The following is a 21,541-nucleotide window of genomic DNA, read 5'->3' as shown; positions in this document are numbered from 1 at the left end:
AGAAACACTAATTCAAATCGTTTATTTACAAGTTGAAATAACCTTTTCCATCTGATTCTTCCATGAAAGATTATTGATAGAATTGCGTATTTCTATAGCAGGTATTGCTTTTACTTTTTCATAAAATGCGATCACGTCAAGAATATTTATTGGAGATTCATCAGCACTTACTTTCATAATGTAAGGTTTTTCTTCAAAATCATCATCTACTTCGGAGTAGATAAACGGGATACCTCTTGCTGCGTATTCGCGGTTTTTTAGAGTCTTTATATTGGTGATTCCACTTCGATGACGTCCCAGGCTGGCAATTCCTATTGATGCCTGATTAAACAAGTTATCTAAGCTTTCTCCATATTGTGGCCCGTGAAAGGTGACATAGTTCTCCAATTTATTCTGGATTATATAATTTTTTAGCTTCGAAATTTCATGTTCATCTCCGTACCCTACAATTTCATACCGAACTTCTAGATCTTGTTTCACTTTATAATATTCGGTTAAACCTTTTAGTAAACGGTCGAATCCATGCCATACATGAATTTCAGCTACGCTTATCAGCGTTATTATATTCGGATTACTATTTGTAGGCTCCTTTATTTTTATAGCATCAAAGTCTATACCATTCGATATATTAATTGTTTTTGCTCCAAAGATATTTGTTTCGTTTGAGAATGTAACGATTCTGAATATATTGAGGGCTAGCTTGCGACGATATAGCTTATCTGTAAGTAACTGTAAGCGAATCGGCAAAGAACTATTGATGTATTCGTTGTCGTATGGATATGTTGGGATTTCGAGCAATGTTTTCACCCCTATTTTAGCCGCTTGCTTCACGAAAGAAATTAAAAATGGATTTGCATTGTGATATGATCTTATATAGATAAGATTTATATTGTTAGTTTCTATGTATTTTAATATTTTAGAATAGTCAATCCATTTTTTTATTTTGCCTTTAATCCCATGTTCAAAGTTTTCTAGCTCTTGATCATCTATCATTCGTCTTTGATGCCCATCATTGTCAATATGAATATAGCATAGATGTGTTTCTACATCAGATTGCTTCAAAGCACTAACCTGATAGTGTATCTTTTTACTTATGCCGTTATATGCCTCAAACCCATGGAAAATCAGGTATAATAGTTTCATCTCAATTTATTTTTTAATTTTCTATAAATATCGAATTCTTTTGTTAGCTGTATATAAAGGCCGTATATAAGTATAAATATTAAACTTTTGAACAAAGCACTTATAAATATGTTTGATATTGTTATTAACTGAGATATAAATAGTAGAATTGAAAATAGAATGATACTAAGAATTATTGGAGATATGAATTGTTTGACAAAATTAATAATACTTGTCTTTAAAGTATATCGGTACATGATATAGTAACATTGAATAAAATTCATAGTAAATGTAATTGTAATGCACCATGCAACTGCAATAAGCGAATTAAATATAAATATTCCGATTAATATACCTGAAACATTTAATATAGAAGATAACAGTCCACTTATGAATAATAATTTTGTAGCATTAGCTGCTTGAAAAATAGCACCGGATGTAGATAATATGATTTGTATTCCGACTGATAAGGATAGAATCTGAAATACAGGTATAGAGTTTATCCATTGATCCCCAAATACTATTAATACAGCCTCTCTTGCTGTGAACCAAAGTAGTATAGACAAAGGAAATCCAATGAAAGCTAAAAGGCGGACAACTTTGAGATAAGAGGATGATAACTTTTTAAGGTCATTCTGAAAGTCTGAAAAAATAGGATGCATAACAGGTGTTATGGCATAGGTTATATTTTGTAATGGTAACATCATTAGACGGTATGATTTTTCATAATATCCGAGCAAAGACATTCCCATATATTTCCCGATCAGTAATTTGTCAAGATTCCGACTAAAGTAATTTATTAGATTGAACAGAAACTGATAAGAGGAGTAAGAAAGTATAATCTTCAATGAAGAAATGTTAAATATAATCTTCATCTTTTGAGGATAACGTAATATATTAACAATAAATAGAGTTGCACTTGAAAAGATAGGGTTAATAAGTAAAGCATATAATCCAGCTCCATTTAAGGCTGCAATTATAGATATAAGTCCTCCTAGAAATTGGACTGTAAATGTTCGAAAAGCAATAAATTTAAATTCTTTATTTCTGTACAACAAAGCGCTTGGAACAATATTAACTGTAACAAAGAATAAATTTATAGACAATATCTGACATATATTGGTGAGATCGCTCATTTGATAATAAGACGCTATAGCCCATGATGAAAAAAAGAATCCTAGAGAAATAATTATCCCCAGCCAAACAGTGAAGGTGAAGATATCGGATAAATTTTCTTTAGTTAAGCTCTTATTCTGTATTATTGCAGGAGCTAATCCTAAATCGCTTAAAATACTGAAAAAAGTAATGATAACCATAGCTACAGCTATTACACCAAAGTCCTCAGGAGTAATAAGTCTGGCTAATACAGCGGAAACAATCAATGATACAATTATACCACTGTATTTAGATATTGCATTATATGTGACACCTGTAAAAAAATCTTTTTTTAACGACACTTGGATTAATTATTATTTTGTATATGATTTTAGTTTTATTAGCCAAGGAAAAAGAAGGACGAGCCATGACTTGACAGATATATATCTACGATAGCGAAGGAAGCAAATTTTAGCAATACTAAAGCGTTCGTTCAATCTAAATATATTGGACATATATATAGCAGGATCAAAAAAGAACCGAATAGTTTTATTTATTGTCTTTTTTATATTTTCATTTTGACTACATGCAAATTTTATAAGTTCATCTACTACTATAAAATAGCTCTTAACATTAAAGATAGTATACTGTTTAGTCATAATAGAATCAGGACGAAATCGTCTATGAAAGAATGCTTCCGGGATATACGCTACTCTTTGTGCCTGAGTGTACAGTTTTGCTGTAAATAGTTGATCTTCATGCATTATTCCTGGTAAGAAATTTAAGGATAAAGAAGCTATATAATTATGTTTTATAAATAGAAGACAAACAGAGGCACTGTAACCGCGGGTTTCGATTAATTCATTAATCTTTTGAATGCCAGTATCGATTTGTGTATCCGTCTTGCCTATTCTATTGTAGGAAATAGATAGGATTATGTCACCATAACTAAAGCTTTCAGCATCAAAAAAAACAAAATCTAAATCTTCAGATGTACATTTATTGTAGCATATTTCTAGTGTATTCTGACTTATCATATCGTCACTATCCATAAAGTAAATATATTCCCCCTTTGCCATATTTAGCCCTAAATTACGGGCTATGGATTGTCCTTGATTTTCTTGAGAAATTTTTTTTATTCGAGAATCAGTATTTGCTAATCTTTCTATTACTTTAAGGCTATTATCTGTTGATCCATCATTTACAACAATCACTTCTATCTCTGTCAAAGTTTGATTAAGTACAGAGTTAATAGCTTCTTCAACAAATAACTCTGTATTGTAAACAGGTATTATAACACTTACTTTTGGCTTATTCATTTAATTTATATATTCATTATAGAGAACTGTATATCTGGACTAAATTCTTAGCAGTCCATTCCCACGAAAACGAATTTACTCTCAATCTTCCGTATTCAACTAATTTTTGATACATTTCTTTATCATTTTCGATAAGTAGCAGCTTATTGGCAACATCTTGTTCGTTATACGGATCTGTATATAAAGCTCCCTCGCCAGCGACTTCGGGGATAGCTGATGTATTGGATACAATAACAGGGGTTCCACAGCCCATCGACTCAAGTATTGGTAGTCCAAAGCTTTCTCTCAAAGATGGGTAAATAAAAACAAATGCACCATTGTATATATATGGCAGATCTGAATTATTTATATACCCGGGACAGTGTACAAACGGTTTTATGTGCTCTAAGCTTTCCTTCTTTAGGATTTCTTCAATAATAGATTTATTAATATCCAAAATCAATAAAGGTCTTTTATAATCTGATTTCTCGAGATATAAAGCATATGCTTTTATTGTTCGCAACGTGTTTTTTTTAGGATCTGTGTTTCCGAAGAATAAAATATAGTTATCCTCTTCTATATATTTTTTTGTAACATTATGATAGTTTGGTATATAATGAAACCGCTTGTTGTATCCATTGTGAATAGTGACTACTTGAGATGGTGGTATATTTGTCTTTTTGCAAATATTTTCGCGTTCAAAATCTGATACAGTAATAATTTTCTTACTTTTCGATAAAATATGAGGTACAACAAGTTTTCTATATATCCGTCCTAGGTTTTGGTATAGAGATTTATTAGAACTTTGTTTCTTTTCTAAAAATATTATATCATGTAATGTTACTATCAACGGTACATTTACAAATAGGGGAGCGGTATTGCTTGTACAGTGTAGCACATCGGGTTTTACTTTAGATACAGCACGAGGTAGTCCTATTTGCTCCCATAATATATAGGACGGACATTTTACTTCTACTATATGAAAGTTTGAGGTTTTTTCTAAACACTTGTCAGGTCCCGGAGCCACGAATATATAATACTGATTAAACGCATCTTGTACCTGTAATTCTCGCAAAGCTTCTAGAATAACAATATCCATTCCGTGTTTCTTCTTTCGAAATATACGCTGTGCTTCAATTGCAATTTTCATTTACTATTCTCAATATCAATGTTCTGTATGTATAAATTTCTTTTTTGCGCCTTTTATTCGGAATAGATTGATAACCATCAAAATAAATAGCTTTGGCAATTTTCTGAGTATTTTTATCAAGCGCTCATTAACCATCTCATCCGGGATAGCAATGGCTAAAGATAAGCACATAAACATTAGCAATATCCACCATTTTATAGACCAAAATATATTAATTAATAAGAATAAAACTGCAAGAACGAATATCAATCCCAATAAAATCAACCGAGGAAGCATAGCCCATTGTATAAGTTTATTACATAAATCGATATTACCTGTTGTCAAAGCTTCTGAAATATATTTCATCCCTTTTACCAGATTTTCGTATTGAGAAGCCATCCATCTTCGTCGTTGATTGTAAAAGACTTGTTGATTCTGTACTTTCTGATCATAGGCAAATACATCTTCCAAATAATCTATATATATACCCTGTCGTAATAATTGTAGTTCCAATTCTTTGTCTTCTCCTACAGATGATATATTATTAATATTTTTTTTGAACCATTTGTATTCGAAGGCCATCCCTGAACCACTGAGTGCAGATGATAGCCCTAACCGTATATGTCCGCTTCTGAAAAAAGAATTGTTCATCTCTTCGCTTGCAGCATCCAAAATAGCCATATCTGTTTCTGGATCTTTTGCTATACGGTGAACCTGTAGGGCTCTTATACCAAAGGAAAATGCCTTATTTATTTCATTTAGGAAGTTGGGGCTTACTGTATTGTCCGCATCTATTATTACCACAGCATCATAATCATCTTTACTTAAATTATCAAGCGCAAAAATTAAAGCTTTTGCTTTTGTGCTATCTTTGTAATTAGCAATCAGTAGATCAACAGGTAACTGAGATAGTTCTTCATTTGTTTTATCTTTCAGCTGATCTGAGATAACAACAACATCGAAATGACTTTTAGGATAATCCTGAGTGAGGAAGGATTTTACGGATGATACTATAACCTTATCTTCTTTGTATGCCGGGAAAAGAATAACATATTTGAGTTTGTTTTCTGTTTCAGGGTAATGTATCTTTCTCTTTTTTAGCGAAGCTATTGCAAATACAAGAAGGTACAAAACAGGAAATAACATCAATGCAAATAATACTGAATCAACTATATTAACTACGTTCATAAAGTTTTTTTCATATTAGTAAAACTCATCATTCCTCTAATAGAAGCTCCAACCAGATCGAAGCGCCCGTTGAGTATATAGGTAAATATACCTTTAGGATTGGCTATAAGAAATTGATACAGTATAGCAGCCAATCGAACCAAGCCTCTCCTATTTCTCCATGCATACAATAATCTATTACGTGTCATATAATAACATCGCAATGGACTATTTTGTCCTACACTCCGGCTCTCTTTATGAAATACTACAGCCTGAGGGGTATACCATAATTCAAATCCGTTCTTCTTTATTTGTTCGCACCAGTCTAACTCCTCGTAATATAAAAAATATATTTCAGGCATTAGACCTACTTTTTTTATAATATCTCGTCTAAGCATCATCGCTGCTCCATGCAGGAATGGAGATTTAGCCGGTGTATCATATTGACCTAAATCAGCCTCTCCAAAACCAATCAGACTATTTCTCAATGTGACTTGAGATAAATCTGTATAGCCAGCAAACTGAATAATATTGGAATCTGCAAATTTTATTTTAGGAGAAACTGCTCCCACAGTTGCGTTTGAATCTAAAAACTCTGCGAGATCTAATAATGAATCATCATTAATATATGTATCATTATTCAATAATAAGACGTATTTTCCCTTAGCCTGGATTATACCCAAATTATTGCCTCCTGCAAAACCTAAGTTCGAATCACTTCTTATACAATGTATGTTTTTATATTTTGCTTGTATCTCGGTGATCTCATCTTTTAAAGAAGCATTATCCACTATAATGATTTCATACGATACTTCAGATAGATATTGCATTAAGCTATCTATCATGTGGCATGTATCACTCATTCCATTATAGTTGACGGTTATTATAGATATATAGATATCATTCATATCCTTATGCTAAATCTTAATTAGATGTATATTCGTTTTCTGAAGATAACTTGCTGTTTTCGGCTTCTCTGTTTTCGATTTCCTTGTCAAAATACTGTCCCATCATAATAAATGTCATACATATATATAAAATAGGCCCGGTAGGAAACTGTTGTAGGACCTCATTTCCATAAGATGCAATTAAAATCCCGGAGAGGCCCGCTATTAGGGCACTCATTATGCCTTTAAGTTCTTTATTTTTGATACGAAACAATATATCATATATCCCTCTTCCTAGTACAAATAGAAAAATAGAAATAAAAAGAATAAGACCAACAATACCTGTTTCTATCCATACATATATAAGAGAAGAATCTGTGGCTAATCCATACATGTGATCCTTAGAATCTGTGTGTTTAGCCTTTCCTATACCAATTCCAAAAGGATGGTTAGGCATGAACTCCCGCATCTTTTTCTGATTTTCAATCCTTACATTGAAAGATGCATCTTCGGTACCTTGAAAAGCAGTTCTCATACGCCGTATATCTCCATTATTCTGTCCAATATCAGTGAAATTGAAAAAAAAGAACAGAGATAAGATAAGAAAAGTACCTCCAATAATAATTTTTATACGTTTTGATACTAAAATAAAAGTTGTATATCCTATAAATGGTATTCCTAATGCTGTTCGAGTTCCAGATATAAGCATGCCATATCCAGCTAAGATAGCTACAATAATGAAAAAAACTCTTAGCTTTTTACTCTTGATATATAATGCACTTATTGAGAATACAACCATAGATAGAGCCATGCTACACCCAAAATTAGCAGCATCAGTGAAAAATGAAAAATATCGTATGCCCGAATAAATAATATGTGTTTTTGCTCCGTCTTCAGCATAAAGCCAATGATTTTCAGCCCAATCAAATCCTATAAATTTTTGAATGACAGCCTTTAATATAGCAAAAATGGTGAGGATTCCCCATATGCATAGTATTTGTTTCAAATCTTTATAGCGTTTGAATAAAGCGGTAGTAACAACCACAAATAAGAATAAATAAAATCCGAGGCCCCTGACCGAAGTCATCCAAAGCTCAATCGTTGTATATGGATTTAAGATCTCGATAATACAGTAGATAAGCCAAAAAAGAGAAAGATATGTCAATGGATTATTAAATCTTTTCCAACAATCGACGGGAAAGAAAACTGTACGTACAATTAAGATAAATAATATTAATGCAAGTGAAGCATCCATCACTATCCCTCCCGCTAGGCCTGATATATACCTACAAATTCCCATTATTATATAATTGATTATGAATATTATAATTAGGAGAAAATGGGGACGTTTAAAAAGATAAAATATTATAACGCATGATATTGGAATGCATGCAAATAATATTCCGCTAATAAAATTTGTCGTATATATTGTTGTTGCTAATATTATTAGTAGTCCAAGAAAAAGCCCTAGATAAAAATATTTATCATAACATCTGGAATATATGTCTGATACTTTACTCATTACTGGTAATGTATTAATTATTGGCTTCGAACTTTTTTTTAAGAGGTTTTAGTCCTGTTATATTTTCTACAACACTATGACTTACATTTGTTAAAAGAATCATAATTGGAACATCTTTTGAAAGCTTTGTTATCTCATCAAAAATTGATTGATCACTTTCACCCCAGGCTTTTTTTGCATCTAATAACACTAGATTAAAGTTAGCTGTTTGGAGTAAATTCTTAGGTATTGGATTTTCTTTTATTGATGGATATTCAACAATCACAACATCATTATTAACTACATCTATATTCAGATCTGATAACTTATTGACTAATAGATGGCTTTTTGATGAGTTAGAAAAATCTTTATTCCAATCAATATTTTTTACGGATAAACCCATACTTTTCCAATAATCAGATAAAGCAGTTGCGATATATGTTTTTTGAACTCCTGAAGAAATACTGAAGAAGTTTATTATACTAGGCTTTTCAGATGCGAAGTAGTTCAATAAGTTATTACCTAATAACCGTATGCATGTTTCTTCATAAGATTTTCTGAAAATTCTTTTCCCCAATTTTCCTTCTTCTGGAAATACTCCTAATACTTTACCTAAAGTAATGTGTTCAACTCGCATTTTATCCAATAATCTCCTGTCAAATAATTCTTTTAATAAGAATATACCAAGGACAAATATAAAGCTAGCTGCATATGAACCTAATACGATGGCTTTCCTTTTTGTTGGCTTTGATAATAGTGGAAAGATGGGGGGATTAAGTACTTTTAATGAGGCTGAGTTCATTTCTAAACTTTTTAATCTTAATCGGGCCGTATTAAGACTTGATAAGATTGAAAGATAAGAACGCTCTAGAAAATCGATACTTCTTTCTTTCCGTTTTATTGTCGAGCCTATTGGTGAAAAATGAAGATATTCCTGATCTAACTCCGAACGTCTCCTCTCTAAAACAGCCAGTTCTGCAGATGCTTTTTCATTTTTCAAAACCTCGTCAAGCCATTGAGATACGAAATTGGATGTAGGGTAACCGTCCTTTGTATATTTTTGATTACTTAATGTATTCATAATTACATGTAGATCACCTTCTGCAGTCTTTAGGTCGGCCTTATACCGGTTAATCTGTCTTTGATTTGCTGGACTATACACAGAATCTTTATAGAATGGCTCTATCTCTGCAATTTTACTGCGTAATTGAGATATAGTATTGAGTTTGGCGACAAACTCAGAATTGTTTTTTATTGATGCTAAGTTTTCTGCTATCTTACTTTCAAGATGAGCGATTAATGCCTTAGAACTACTGTATCTAAGTAAGGCATCCTGATATATCAATTGGACATCCTTATCGTATGCTGCTACTTGTTTTGTCTGTTCATCATAATTGATAACACGATTTTCTATATTATAATTAGTAAGAGAATCTTCTCCATTTCTGAGTTCAGAGCTTACTTTTGCCAGTTCTTTTTCTAGGTATGTAATAACATTATTTGTCGTTCCGAACTGAATATCCTGATATTTTTTTTCATATGATTGATTGAGTATTACCAAAGTATTGTATGCTATGCCAGGATCATTTGCGGCATATGTTATTTGTAACATATCACTGTTACCCAATTTTTTAACAGAAATCTTACTTAGTGCTTCGTAACTATAGTGTGGATGTTTCCAATTTAATAATCCATATATAAAGTTCCTCCGATCTGATTTTTCATAAGCAAGAATATTTTCTAGAGTTTTTTCTTCTGATGTTTTATCTATAAGTTTTAGAACCTCATTCGGTGTTATACTTAGAAGTTCCTTATAATTTGAAGCTTTGATATAGATGTTATCTTTCTCCGGATCGCCATGTATCATGTCTTGTATGTATAGTCTTAAGGCTACATCTTTCAGCGTTTCTTTAGATGTTACAATGTTTATTATATTTTCTATAGTATTATTTAATATATTCCAGTTTTGAGTCGTGGGTTGTTCGGGATCTAGCCCATAACTGGATACAACTCCAGTATATATTGTGGTTTCTACATTATATTCTAGATTGAGATGTCGTGTACATAAAATAACTATACTAGATATTAGTAATGGTACAATCAATAACCACCATTTTATTTTATTGAAGAACCTATATATATAGTTTAATTGTTTCATATTTATTTATTTAGATATGATTTTCGTTTTTGCTAATATCTCAAGTTGAAGTAGAGATGAGTTTAAACTTGCTTTAGTATCTTCATATTCAGATATAGCTATTGTATATAACGATTTCTGTTTCCCGAGTTCTTGGATAGTAATATTACCATTAATAAAATCTGTTTCACTTAGTTTTAATTGAGCTTCTGTAAAGAGCAAAGCTTCTGATTTAATTTTTAGTAATGTTAAATCTCTCATTGCAAGACTGTATATTGTTGCTATACGGATTTTTTGTTCATCATACCATTTCTCTTGTTCAAACTCCGTTGCTTCCATATCCAACCTTTGTTTTCTTACCCTATTCTTTCTATCAAAAATGTCATCCAATGGTATAGATACCGAAGCTCCGAAATTATACCAACTCTGTTTGTTTCCTGAATATTGATAGAACATTGGAGTATTTGTATCCGAAAAAGTTGTATTGTTGCCTACTACCCCATATTGATAGTTGGTAACTAACTTGATGAAACTCAACCATCTTTTTTTCTCGGAATCCATCAAACTCTTATTTGCTTGCTTCTTTTTCTCATAATAGCTGAGAACAGGGCTAGCTTTGGCGTTTTCGTATAGCACAGATATTGGTGGTAGCTGAAAGTTGAGATAATCTTTCGGTTTTAACTCTGTTATATCTTGAGCTAGCAGAGAGATACAACTAGAAAATAGAAAAAATGTAACGATGACTAGTTTTAGTTTCATAAATGTAAAAACTTGCAAATGCCTAATAGATGTTAAGCATCTTCTTTTTGTATAAATGAGAAAAATGTTTTAAAAATAATTTTGCAATCAAGCCATATGGAGTAATTATGAGCATAATATATATCCAGCTGTTTTCTTTCTTCTGCTGACATCTTGCCCTCTCCTCCGCGTCTTTCAACTTGCCATAGCCCGGTTAATCCGGCCGGAGCTATAAACCGTTCAATATATTCATCTCCAGTCAATAGCTCTGCTTCATAAAGAGGTAAAGGTCTATTGCCCACTATTGACATATCTCCTTTTAATATATTTATCAATTGGGGGATTTCGTCGATACTATATTTTCTCATAAATCTACCCATTTTTGTGACTCTGGGGTCGTGTGCTATTTTAAAGAAGGTCGTATCTTTTTTCTCTTTTTTCTTATTTAGATATTCATGTTCTGATATTTCGTAATCGTCTGAAACTAGTACCGTATCATCATTGATAATATCAGAGTTTGTTGCGCTTACTTCCGATGTTTTTTCTTTCGATTCTTTGGTGTACTGATTCATTGATAGATAACTAGAGAGGCGCTCCTCGGCATCTATATACATAGATCGGAATTTCAAGAAATTGAAAATGTAAAAGTTGCTCCCAACTCTTTTAGACTTATATAAAATAGGTCCTCTACTTTCAAGCTTGATTAAGACCATTATTAAAATCAAAAAAGGAGATAGAACGATAAGAGCTGATAGTGAAATAATTATGTCAAATATACGTTTGCCTTTAGGTATTGTAAATACTTCATCAACCTTATTCTTTTCTTTTCTTTCTTTTTTATTTAGAATTTCATTTTTAGATATAAAATTAGTGATTGCTTTAAATACATCTGAGTCGGCATACGGAGAAATAGTATTATTTGCTCCTGCCTCTATATATATACTAGTTTCTTCTTTTCCTATTTTTTTTGTAACGAGAATTATATATAGATTTTTGAATTTCTTTTTCAGGTATGCAATATTAACCTTATCTACATCAGGGTTAATTTTTTCATATAAAAGAGGCTGGATTTTATTTGAGGGTAATTCTTTCAATATAATACCAGCCTCTTCTTTATTTTTGACTATAACTATATTTTCTTGTAATAACTCTTGAAAATGATTGATATATTCTTTATTACTACCTATATATATAATAAAAGTCATTTAAGGATTTTTTTTAGTCTAACTTTTAACTCCATCGGGTTAAAGGGTTTCAATATAAAATCTTCCGCTCCATTTTCTAATAATCGAATTCGATTGATACTGTTATCTTCACTAGAAAGGATAACCACGGGGATAGATTTAAAGAGCTCATTTTTTTTGATATATGCCAGAAACTCTTCCCCGGTCATGAAAGGCATTCTCAAATCCAGGATAATCAAATCCGGTATCGAATTTTGCTCTAACCATTGAATTGCTTTTAATGGATTCTCAAAATAAATACATTCATAGTCCTCTCTAAAATAGTTAGCTATAACTTTGGCTATAGCTTCTTTATCATCAATAATTAATATTCTTTGCATTATTTCCTTTTTTTATCAGGGATTCTTCGGATAAACAAATAAATATGAAAATAGAAATAGTTTGTTCCAAAATTCACGAATATCTCAATTTAATAAAATAATTTGAGATATTCGTATTATTTTCTATTGTTCTAATAAATATACTTTATTTGTTTCGTAAGTTTCATACCAATTAGGATAATTTTGCCCATTTGAGGATACCCATGATTTAAATTGAGGATATGCATCGATAATTCGAACCCACTCTAATGGATATTTCAAAGATAGTGGAACCCTTATTCCATATACTAAGTCGGATGTACTATAGTTTCTTCCAGAAGATACATCTGTCGATTTTTTTGTTGCTGCATAATTCCTTAAGTGAATTTCCTTCCTATTAGATGTATTATAACCACCGTTGACAATGAATACGTTTAGTATATCGATCAAAGAAACATTAGAAATATCTATAGGCTCGTTGAATGATATGCTAATAGTGATAGCTTTAGCTGGAAAATGAGTTTCTCCCGCTTTAGTATTTATTATCTGAGAAGTGTTAGCCCCAAACAATGCATGAGCATTATCTGTAAGCGGAATAACTGCATAATCTTGATCGTTTTCCAAACCATTACTCATAGAGAAAACGTCACCACTGAAGCTTGTATTTGAATTTGTTATACTTTTAATATTACCTTTCAATACGCCGTCTAGCTGAATAGCAGCAGCAAGTCTTTTTGTAGCACCAACAGCTCTTACTTTACTTTGAATGTCTATTTTTGAGACTTTATTAGCGGCCGATAATGTATATCCTAAATTTATATCTAGAACAAAGTCATTCATGTCATAATCGCCAATACTTGGGTAGTTGTCTTCAAAAGCATAAGTATAAGTTGTTCCTAATGTAGTACTTAGTGGATATGTTATAATAACGGGACCTCCTCTTTGAATAATATTTCCACCCTCGTTGCAGCTTGTTGCTTCAATGTTAACAGTAGACTCTCCTTTTCTTACAAAGTTAACATATTTAGTGTCTGAAGGAACGTCATACCCTGTTGAGCCTGAATTTGCAGGATAGTTTGATGACTCTATCTCTAAATAACCGGTAAATGCCGGGTGTCTCCATTCTGTGATTGAAAATTTCTCTAATTTTACTAAGGCTTTATTGCCAGAAGTAGGACCATTGATACTAGTTCCTGAGTTACTGAATTTAAGTTCATTGGTAACGTTCATTATAGCATAAGATCCAAGATTTATTTTATTATTAGCCTGAAGGTCTAAAATGTTACATTTTAACAATGTTTCAGCAGCTGTATTTAATGTTGTGCCCTGGAAAGTTCCTTTATCATTAATGATAAATTTACATCCATTTTCAATTGTAGCATCATTAACAGTTATATTCTGAGTTATAAATGCAGCATTGTTGTTGATGATTGAGTTCTGTAAGAATGTATTGCCATTAACTGTAAATTGACCTTTATTGATAAAATTCGCATTGTTGTTAATAGACAAGTTCTGAGCAGTCAAGGAACTTTCATTTATAACCTGTACATTACTCGTATTTGCTGATAATGTACCTGATGCAGACATTGTACCATAATTAAACAAACTTCTTATATTCGAAATGTTATTGATGTTGAATACAGTACTGTTGTTTACTATTTGTCCATTTTCATTATTCATATCCACATTAACCTCTTTCTTATCCGGATTGAATTGCCCTGTTGTAGCTACAACAATTTTAGCCGAACCATTTGCTTTTATGTTTGAAGAAGTCTGTGTTGGAATATATTTTCCTCCATCTTGAACAATTATTTTTAAATTATTCAATTCTGTATTAGTTGAAGTGTTTTTCCATGTTCCTTCCACATATACGTATGCATCGTACCAAGAGCTATTGTTTATTTGCCCTTCAAATGTTTGCCCTGCCGGTATCACATATTGATTGCTTGAATAGCTGATGCTATATGATGATCCGGATATAACGGTTGCATTAGATGGTGTTGTATATGTTCTTGTTGGCGCAGTATAATTTATGTCTAAACTTTTAGTTGATCCTGATTTTAGTGTTGCTACGCTAGCTGACTTTAATGCGTTAGAGGTATAAATTGCTCTTACTGATCTTTTTCCTGTTGGGTCAGTTTCTTGGACATACAAGATACTATCAGACTTAGCATATGTAACCTTAGCTTTAAATGGTTCATTTTTCTTAGCTAGGCCTTCTGCCAATAGTGATGCATTTGGTGAAATGATAGGGTTTTGATTAAAAACTTGTAATTTGTAATAATATGAACCATTGAATTGGTCATCCACATCCAAATTGAGACTAATATTGGAACTTGTAGTCCAGTCAAAACCGGAAGGAACGGTTAAGTCTGATAATTCATCAGGTATTACCTGAGAATTAGGGTCATAATAATCTTGTTCACTGCAACTAGTTAGTAAAGCTATGAACAGCAATGCTGTATACGCAAATTTGATTTTCATAATTAAATAAAAATGGGGTTTTCTGATTGTCCTCAATATAAACTATATATAGTATAAATGGTTTTATAAAAAACTGAGTAAAAGTATATATATTTTCTTTATTATTAGTCATTTATTTCCAAAAAATATTATTGAAATATCTTAAGGTCATAGCTATAACAAAAATAAATACGCTCAAGTTCATTAAGAGAAAAAATTAACACATTATGATTCTCTTGAATGATTCAGTTTGTAATGTCTTCAATGTCTATCTTATGTGAACATGCCTTTTTCTTTTAAAAATGTCCCGTTTCGTGAACTTCATAGGCACTTGTTTGTTGTATCTAATATCCAATAAAAAATTTTTATTAAAACTAACACCTAATTATTTAAAATGAAAATAAATCATTCCGATTATACAATATTAGTGGTAGATGATGTGATGACGAATGTATTACTCCTTCAAGTGTTATTGGATAAGGAGGGATTCAACGTTGTTACAGCAAATGAGGGACAAGCAGCCATTGAAATAATTCGGAATGATGCGCCTGATCTTATCCTTTTGGATATCAATATGCCTAATATGGATGGTTTTGAAGTGATAAGAGAGGTGAAAAAATACTCATTATATAGAGAGATTCCTGTCATATTTTTAACTGCGATGAATGATGTTGACAGTATTGTCAAGGGATTTAGATTAGGTGGGAGTGATTATATAACAAAGCCTTTTAATAAGGAAGAATTAATGGCCCGTATAATTCATCAACTCTCATTACTTGCCGCAAAACGTATAATTGTAAAACGAACCCATGTGCTTAAGAAGACGATTCTGGATAGGGACAAAATGTATTCGGTAATAGCACATGACCTACGTTCGCCAATGGCATCGATGATGATGATAATGAATTCAATAATGCATGACGTTGATAAAGATAAAGTCGATCCGGCAATATATGAGCTTTTGAAGCTTGCAAATAAAACAACCGAAGATATATTTTCCCTCCTAGATAACTTGTTGAAATGGACTAAATTGCAGATCGGTAAGCAATTGGCTATTCCTCAAAGTGTAGATCTTGTCCCTATTGTGAAAGGTACTACGGACGTTTTTATGAATGTTGCCAGTATCAAGAATATTAAAATAGAATTTAATACAGAGGTTAAATCTGCGAATATTTTTTCAGATATAGATATGTTGAAAAGTTGTACGCGGAACTTAATCAGCAATGCCATTAAGTTTAGTTATGATGGAGGAGTAATTAAAGTAGAAATAAAAGAAACTGATGATGAGTATATTGTATCTGTATCTGATAACGGATGTGGTATAAGTGAAGCAAATCAGCAAAAACTACTTAATGTCGGCACTCATTATACAAGCTATGGAACAGCTCAGGAAGAAGGTTCCGGTTTGGGAATGCTGTTGACATTGGAATTTGTTCAGAAGAATAATGGCAGACTATGGTTTGAATCGAAAGAAGGAGTGGGGTCTACATTTTTCTTTTCTCTTCCCAAAGAAATAAACAATTAATAGTTTAATACTAAATCCATGATAACGGGATTATGATCGCTATAAGCTTTTTTCGGTGAATCATATTTTATTCCTGTAATTTCTTTTGAATATAAGATATAATCAATCCGTAGCATATTTAATAAACCTTTATAAGTATGCCCAATGCCGTTTCCACATTCTTTAAATCCATCTTGTAGATCTTTTTTGATGGTCTTGTATGCATATGAGGTTGGGGTATCATTCATATCTCCACAAAATATAATAGGCATGGTACTTGAGCAAATTTCTTCTCTGATAAGATTAGCCTGAGATGCCCGTATTCTTTGGTTTACATTCATTTTACTTATCGTCTTATGCAATGAGTTTGGAGTGTTCCATATCGAACCTATTCTTTTCTGATTGAAGTTTGTCGTCTGTAGATGAGCACTGATTAATCGTATCGTTTTGTCTTCAACCAGCAAGTCTGTTGCAATAGCGCTGTTATTGCTATTGTTGAATAATATAGGCTTTATGTTTTGTATTGGATAGCGTGAAAAAATTGCTACTTTTAAATAATCACTTCCATTTTCGGAGAAGGTATAATATGGTAAAAAGCTAAGACATTTTCTCAGAGAGTCTCCTATTTCCTTGTTGTTAGGATATTCTTGAATACAAAAAATGTCTACGTTTTCTGTTTTTACAAACTCTACTATTTGGTGTAGATTGCCATAACTATCATTTTTTGCCTTATTTTCACTTATATTAAATGTCATTACCCGTATATTCTTTCCTCCTAGATTTACTTTTGGGGAAGAGTTAGGAAGTTTGTAGCCGGCTCCTAGAAAGCCTATACAGAAGGTGATGGCAATAATAGATGCAATGATAAATCTTTTAGTAATAAGTAGGTATAAGCAGCTTAGTACATTGAGGATTAAAATTACAGGTAATATTAGTCCTATAAAAGGAATAATACTATAATCTCTAGGGTCAAAGAATGGGGAGAGGACACCTACAATTGTAGTACCTGCAATGAGTAGACTAAAAATAACAATATAAAAGTTTACTAATTTTATTGCAGCAACTTTTCCCATTAAATTCAGATTTTTAAATGATATATTTATGAATAGTTTCTATTAATTTATCTTTGCAGATTGGCTTTGCTAAAAACTCATTACAACCTGAATCAATTGCTTTTTTTATGTCTTTTTCATAAGCTTTAGCACTAATTGCAATAATGATAATGTCAGGAGAAACTTGACGGATAATTTTTGTTGCTTCAAATCCATTAAGTGTTGGCATATTCAAGTCCATCAGGATCATATCAGGATTATATTCTTCAAACATTCTCACAGCCTCCACTCCATCTAGCCCTTGTAGCAAAGCATACTCTTCTCCTATCATTGCATCTATCAGTTGATAACTATTGTCATCATCATCTGCAACTAAGATCGTGCAATTCTGATCGAAAGAATAGGTCTTGACCGAATTGTCAGTATTATTTTTTTCTGCTTCCCCGTTTTTTGTAGGTTGATATGGTAAAGTAAATGTGAAGCAAGACCCTTTTTTTAATTCAGATGTAACCGATATTTCTCCACCAAGACGCTCTACTATAGAACGACAAATCGCTAAGCCCAATCCGGTTCCAATAGCATTGCTGTCAACTTGCATAAATCGTTCGAATATTTTATCTAATTGATCCTCTATTATTCCTATTCCGGTATCATTTACAAAAACTTTGATCTTATTGTCTATTACCTCAAATCCATACTTTATATATCCTTTTTTTGTGAATTTTTGAGCATTAATAATAAGGTTTGATAAAACTTGGTGTATTCTGTTTCTATCGGATCGTATCCATAACTCTGTTCCTATATTATTATAGATAAGTTCTGTTTCGGGATGGCATTGAGATGCGTATGTTTCATATATTTCCAGACATAACATGCCAAAATCAAAGTCTTCGGGTTCAAATTCTACAATGCCGGATTCTATTTTCGAAAAGTCTAAAATTTCATTCACTAAGGCTAATAACCGACCACTATTGGACTCGACGAAATTAAAATAATAATTTCGTTTTTCCTGATCATCGGTTTCTGCTATAATGCGAGAGAATCCTAATATCGCATTCAAAGGTGTGCGTATTTCATGACTCATATTAGATAGAAATGCAGATTTGAGTTTGTCTAATTGCTCTGCCTTCAACTTTGCTGTTGTAAGCTCTTTTTCTATTTTTTTGAGTTCTGTAATATCCCAACCTAAACCTATTACCAGAGATGAATTATCCGTTTCGCTGTTTAATCGTATTTTGAGTATATCAACATATCGGATATTTCCATCATCATCTACAAATTCTTGAAATACTCTTTGAGGAACTCCGGTTTCAAATACCCCTATGTCTTCAGCCCGATATCTCTCCGCTAATTCTTTGGGGAAAATATCAAAGTCCGTTTTATCGGAAAAATCATCATTTTGAACGAGGTAAAATTGTGTTGATATCTTATTCCAATATATATATCTATAGTCGTTCAAAGGGTTTTTAATGAATACAGAAATAGGCATATTATCTAAAACCGTATTCATGAGATTACGTGTGTTTTTACTTTCAATCTCAGCGTATTTCTGTTTCGTGGTATTTGACCAGTAACTCCATATAAATTTTGTACCGAAAGTATCTCTCGTCAAATACGAGATACAGTCAAAGTAAGAAGTCTTTTCAGTCTCACTATCTGTGTAAATTATGTTATACTTATAGCTTTCATTCGATTCCAGATTTTTTAGAATAAGCTCCCATTGTTCTGTGCTAAGTTGTTTGAGATCTGATATTTTATAATCGGAAATATCTCTATCTTTTGATATATTATTGTGAAGTAAAAATTGTTGATTGGCAAATATTAGTTGACCATCTTCCATAAAGACTCCAAAAACATGATCGCTTGTCACATTATTCATGAAGTTTACAGTTTCATATTCCCAACGATTTTTTATAACATCGTCTATATTCTGTACGTACCCTTCTATGATTGTTTCGCCTTTATATTCGTATACACTGGTAATTTGTGTTCTTATATAAGATACAATCGAGTAATTGTCTTTCGTATAAACTCGTCTATAGTCCAGGTATTTACCGTTGTAAATCCTGCCGTTCAGATAATCTATAAATGCTTCTTTGTCGGCCGGATGTATTTTAGAAGAATATTCATCAATAGATATAATCGCTTCCTCTTCAACTATAGAGAATATATTTCCAAATCCCGAATAATACAACATTCCTACTTGAGGATTATATTTCCAATGTCCTATTTTTGCTATTTTTTGCGTTTCTTTTAGCTTTCGGTTGGCGTTATCCAACCTCTTTTTCATCTGGCTACGCTGAGTTATATCACGATATTGACAAAGTACAAACTCCTTTTCATAAAGTTGTATGATACATTTGAAATATATGGTGTTTCTTTTTAAAGGAAGATCATAGTTGAGGCTTGAAGTTCCTCCATTTGTTACAACATCATCAAAATGAGCTTTAAAATTTAATGCCGTTTCTTCGGGGAGTATATCAAAAATATTCTGACCTACAATTTGTTCCGATTTTAGAAACCAGTGATTTGATTTTATAATGCAATCTACACAGGTTCCATCGTAGCGGAATAAAAAAAGCGAATCACAGGTTTTTAGTAATATTTCAAAGGCTCTTTCTCTATCATGCAACAGATTAACATTGGTCTCCTCCGTATTACTATAGGATACATTCCCTACATATTTGTTTATTAATTCTTTCTGTAATGCAAAATTGTCATATTCCAGATCTTTTATGCGCTGTATCAATTCATCTTTGGAATATTGTCTATACTTTATGTCCATTGTATATAGTGTATTAAAAAGAGGAAACTATATTTATAAATACTATCAAAAAAAGATGCTTATAACAACACCAATGAGGGTATAATGGTTTAGTGGTCTCAGCTGTTTTGCCACTATATATTTTATCCAAAACTGGTTTTGTAAATTTAAAATATCAATCAAATAACGTAGAGTATAGTATGATCAAAACTTTATTTAGCTTTTCTCATATGTTACTGATTTATATTTATTTTTTGTAAAAGTATAACAATGAAGTATAAAACTTTCTGTCTATTTAGGGCAAATTTTAGGCTTACTTCATGTTTATAATTATAAAAAAGAAACTGATTACTACGCTTAATCCTCGTTTCTCTGTTATAACTGTTTATAGGGGATATCAAAGGAGTTTCCTTCTTATATATTCCCTGTTTGGAGTCCTTTCTTCAACCAACGTATACGCTGGGCAGATATCCCGTGATTGGAGGTGTAGGGAACCGTGTATCCTTGCGATTGCATTTGCAAGCGGTCGTCTCCAATCTGCGAGGCAGCATTCAGTCCTTCTTCTATATCACCGTCTTCAAGCGAATTGAAGTTTTCATTATCGTGACAGGCCCATACTCCGGCATAAAATTCAGCTTGTAGTTCAAGCCTAACATTAAGCTCGTTACTTTCTTTTTCGGTCAACTGTTGTCCTTTTTGCAACGTACCGATCAAGTATTGTACGTGATGACTTACTTCGGGAACTATATATTTTAGTCCGTCCTCAGCAAATATGTCAGCCCATACATCTTCTGTATCGCCCAATATTGTTTTTGCAAAAGTAGCAGCAGATTCCTCTTGGGCAGATGACACATAGATTTTCTCCGGCGATATTATATCGGCTGCTTGCTGAGGCATAAACTCCATAGGGTTACCTCCTGTAAGCCGAATAATGAGAACAATTATGATTGTTCCGCCAATACCTAAAGAAATTTTACCCGAAGACCTTTTTCCTCGACGGTCATCTACATTCTCACTAGTCCTTCTGCCATCCAATCTCATATTTTGTATTCTTAGATGTTGCTCGAGTATACATTATAAATACAAACGTATAAAACAAAGAGATTGTTTAAATCTTCCTTTGTCTCTGTCTGTATCTCTT

Annotated in this window: 16 protein-coding genes; 1 reads left to right on the top strand and 15 read right to left on the bottom strand. The window is 32.2% G+C overall.

The window, feature by feature from the left end; all coding sequences use genetic code 11:
- Positions 1–21 precede the first annotated feature (21 nt).
- The 12 genes from BGO84_RS01760 to BGO84_RS01705 form a co-directional block, all read right to left on the bottom strand.
- Positions 22–1,143, bottom strand: coding sequence for a glycosyltransferase (locus tag BGO84_RS01760; RefSeq protein ID WP_291027106.1), 1,122 nt, complete (start codon positions 1,141–1,143; stop codon positions 22–24).
- Entirely contained in the window at positions 1,140–2,585 is a 1,446-nt protein-coding gene (locus tag BGO84_RS01755; RefSeq protein ID WP_291027155.1) for a lipopolysaccharide biosynthesis protein, read from the bottom strand. The genes BGO84_RS01760 and BGO84_RS01755 overlap by 4 nt, the downstream gene beginning before the upstream one ends.
- A gap of 6 nt (positions 2,586–2,591) precedes the next feature.
- Complete coding sequence (locus tag BGO84_RS01750) at positions 2,592–3,536, bottom strand: glycosyltransferase (protein WP_291027104.1); 945 nt, start codon at positions 3,534–3,536, stop codon at positions 2,592–2,594.
- 16 nt (positions 3,537–3,552) lie between these two features.
- Complete coding sequence (locus BGO84_RS01745) at positions 3,553–4,665, bottom strand: glycosyltransferase family 1 protein (protein ID WP_291027102.1); 1,113 nt, start codon at positions 4,663–4,665, stop codon at positions 3,553–3,555.
- A 15-nt stretch (positions 4,666–4,680) separates the two neighbouring features.
- Positions 4,681–5,832, bottom strand: coding sequence for a glycosyltransferase family 2 protein (locus BGO84_RS01740; protein WP_291027100.1), 1,152 nt, complete (start codon positions 5,830–5,832; stop codon positions 4,681–4,683).
- Complete coding sequence (locus BGO84_RS01735) at positions 5,829–6,719, bottom strand: glycosyltransferase family 2 protein (RefSeq protein WP_291027098.1); 891 nt, start codon at positions 6,717–6,719, stop codon at positions 5,829–5,831. Before BGO84_RS01735 ends, BGO84_RS01740 begins: the two co-directional genes overlap by 4 nt.
- A gap of 16 nt (positions 6,720–6,735) precedes the next feature.
- Positions 6,736–7,998: an O-antigen ligase family protein gene (locus BGO84_RS01730; RefSeq protein ID WP_291027096.1), complete on the bottom strand. Its 1,263-nt coding sequence runs from the start codon at positions 7,996–7,998 to the stop codon at positions 6,736–6,738.
- Positions 7,999–8,233: 235 nt separating this feature from the next.
- Positions 8,234–10,357, bottom strand: coding sequence for a hypothetical protein (locus tag BGO84_RS01725; RefSeq protein ID WP_291027094.1), 2,124 nt, complete (start codon positions 10,355–10,357; stop codon positions 8,234–8,236).
- 6 nt (positions 10,358–10,363) lie between these two features.
- Complete coding sequence (locus tag BGO84_RS01720; protein ID WP_291027092.1) at positions 10,364–11,095, bottom strand: TolC family protein; 732 nt, start codon at positions 11,093–11,095, stop codon at positions 10,364–10,366.
- Positions 11,096–11,127: 32 nt separating this feature from the next.
- Positions 11,128–12,279, bottom strand: a complete 1,152-nt coding sequence (locus BGO84_RS01715) for a sugar transferase (protein ID WP_135104325.1) — start codon at positions 12,277–12,279, stop codon at positions 11,128–11,130.
- Positions 12,276–12,641 (bottom strand): response regulator transcription factor, encoded by a 366-nt coding sequence (locus tag BGO84_RS01710; protein WP_185146729.1) that lies wholly within the window; start codon positions 12,639–12,641, stop codon positions 12,276–12,278. The genes BGO84_RS01715 and BGO84_RS01710 overlap by 4 nt, the downstream gene beginning before the upstream one ends.
- Positions 12,642–12,761: 120 nt before the next feature.
- Positions 12,762–15,101: an LruC domain-containing protein gene (locus BGO84_RS01705; protein WP_291027090.1), complete on the bottom strand. Its 2,340-nt coding sequence runs from the start codon at positions 15,099–15,101 to the stop codon at positions 12,762–12,764.
- Between the two features lie 373 nt (positions 15,102–15,474).
- On the opposite strand from BGO84_RS01705, the gene BGO84_RS01700 reads away from it, so the two are divergent.
- Positions 15,475–16,605 (top strand): hybrid sensor histidine kinase/response regulator, encoded by a 1,131-nt coding sequence (locus tag BGO84_RS01700; RefSeq protein WP_291027088.1) that lies wholly within the window; start codon positions 15,475–15,477, stop codon positions 16,603–16,605.
- Here BGO84_RS01700 and BGO84_RS01695 read toward each other — a convergent pair.
- The 3 genes from BGO84_RS01695 to BGO84_RS01685 all read right to left on the bottom strand — a co-directional run bounded on the left by BGO84_RS01695 (position 16,602) and on the right by BGO84_RS01685 (position 21,441).
- Positions 16,602–17,657 carry an endonuclease/exonuclease/phosphatase family protein gene (locus BGO84_RS01695; RefSeq protein ID WP_291027086.1) on the bottom strand — a complete coding sequence of 352 codons (1,056 nt, stop codon included), beginning with the start codon at positions 17,655–17,657 and terminating at the stop codon, positions 16,602–16,604. The genes BGO84_RS01700 and BGO84_RS01695 overlap by 4 nt on opposite strands.
- Positions 17,658–17,670: 13 nt before the next feature.
- Positions 17,671–20,421, bottom strand: coding sequence for an ATP-binding protein (locus BGO84_RS01690; protein ID WP_291027084.1), 2,751 nt, complete (start codon positions 20,419–20,421; stop codon positions 17,671–17,673).
- A 393-nt stretch (positions 20,422–20,814) separates the two neighbouring features.
- A complete protein-coding gene (locus tag BGO84_RS01685) occupies positions 20,815–21,441 on the bottom strand; it encodes a neutral zinc metallopeptidase (protein WP_291027082.1) in 627 nt (208 codons plus the stop codon).
- Between the last annotated feature and the right edge of the window lie 100 nt (positions 21,442–21,541).

Origin of the sequence: Dysgonomonas sp. 37-18, assembly GCF_001899125.1 — a bacterium.
In the GTDB taxonomy this organism is placed as follows: domain Bacteria; phylum Bacteroidota; class Bacteroidia; order Bacteroidales; family Dysgonomonadaceae; genus Dysgonomonas.
This window is presented reverse-complemented; position numbering and strand designations above follow the sequence as displayed.

What these genes read in the sequence shown, in the direction of transcription:
- BGO84_RS01715 (WP_135104325.1), bottom strand. Translation starts at nt 12,279, where the DNA reads ATGACTTTTATTATATATATAGGTAGTAATAAAGAATATATCAATCAT.
- BGO84_RS01730 (WP_291027096.1), bottom strand. Translation starts at nt 7,998, where the DNA reads ATGGGAATTTGTAGGTATATATCAGGCCTAGCGGGAGGGATAGTGATG.
- BGO84_RS01700 (WP_291027088.1), top strand. Translation starts at nt 15,475, where the DNA reads ATGAAAATAAATCATTCCGATTATACAATATTAGTGGTAGATGATGTG.
- BGO84_RS01690 (WP_291027084.1), bottom strand. Translation starts at nt 20,421, where the DNA reads ATGGACATAAAGTATAGACAATATTCCAAAGATGAATTGATACAGCGC.
- BGO84_RS01685 (WP_291027082.1), bottom strand. Translation starts at nt 21,441, where the DNA reads ATGAGATTGGATGGCAGAAGGACTAGTGAGAATGTAGATGACCGTCGA.
- BGO84_RS01745 (WP_291027102.1), bottom strand. Translation starts at nt 4,665, where the DNA reads ATGAAAATTGCAATTGAAGCACAGCGTATATTTCGAAAGAAGAAACAC.
- BGO84_RS01735 (WP_291027098.1), bottom strand. Translation starts at nt 6,719, where the DNA reads ATGAATGATATCTATATATCTATAATAACCGTCAACTATAATGGAATG.
- BGO84_RS01750 (WP_291027104.1), bottom strand. Translation starts at nt 3,536, where the DNA reads ATGAATAAGCCAAAAGTAAGTGTTATAATACCTGTTTACAATACAGAG.
- BGO84_RS01695 (WP_291027086.1), bottom strand. Translation starts at nt 17,657, where the DNA reads ATGGGAAAAGTTGCTGCAATAAAATTAGTAAACTTTTATATTGTTATT.
- BGO84_RS01740 (WP_291027100.1), bottom strand. Translation starts at nt 5,832, where the DNA reads ATGAACGTAGTTAATATAGTTGATTCAGTATTATTTGCATTGATGTTA.
- BGO84_RS01720 (WP_291027092.1), bottom strand. Translation starts at nt 11,095, where the DNA reads ATGAAACTAAAACTAGTCATCGTTACATTTTTTCTATTTTCTAGTTGT.
- BGO84_RS01705 (WP_291027090.1), bottom strand. Translation starts at nt 15,101, where the DNA reads ATGAAAATCAAATTTGCGTATACAGCATTGCTGTTCATAGCTTTACTA.
- BGO84_RS01725 (WP_291027094.1), bottom strand. Translation starts at nt 10,357, where the DNA reads ATGAAACAATTAAACTATATATATAGGTTCTTCAATAAAATAAAATGG.
- BGO84_RS01760 (WP_291027106.1), bottom strand. Translation starts at nt 1,143, where the DNA reads ATGAAACTATTATACCTGATTTTCCATGGGTTTGAGGCATATAACGGC.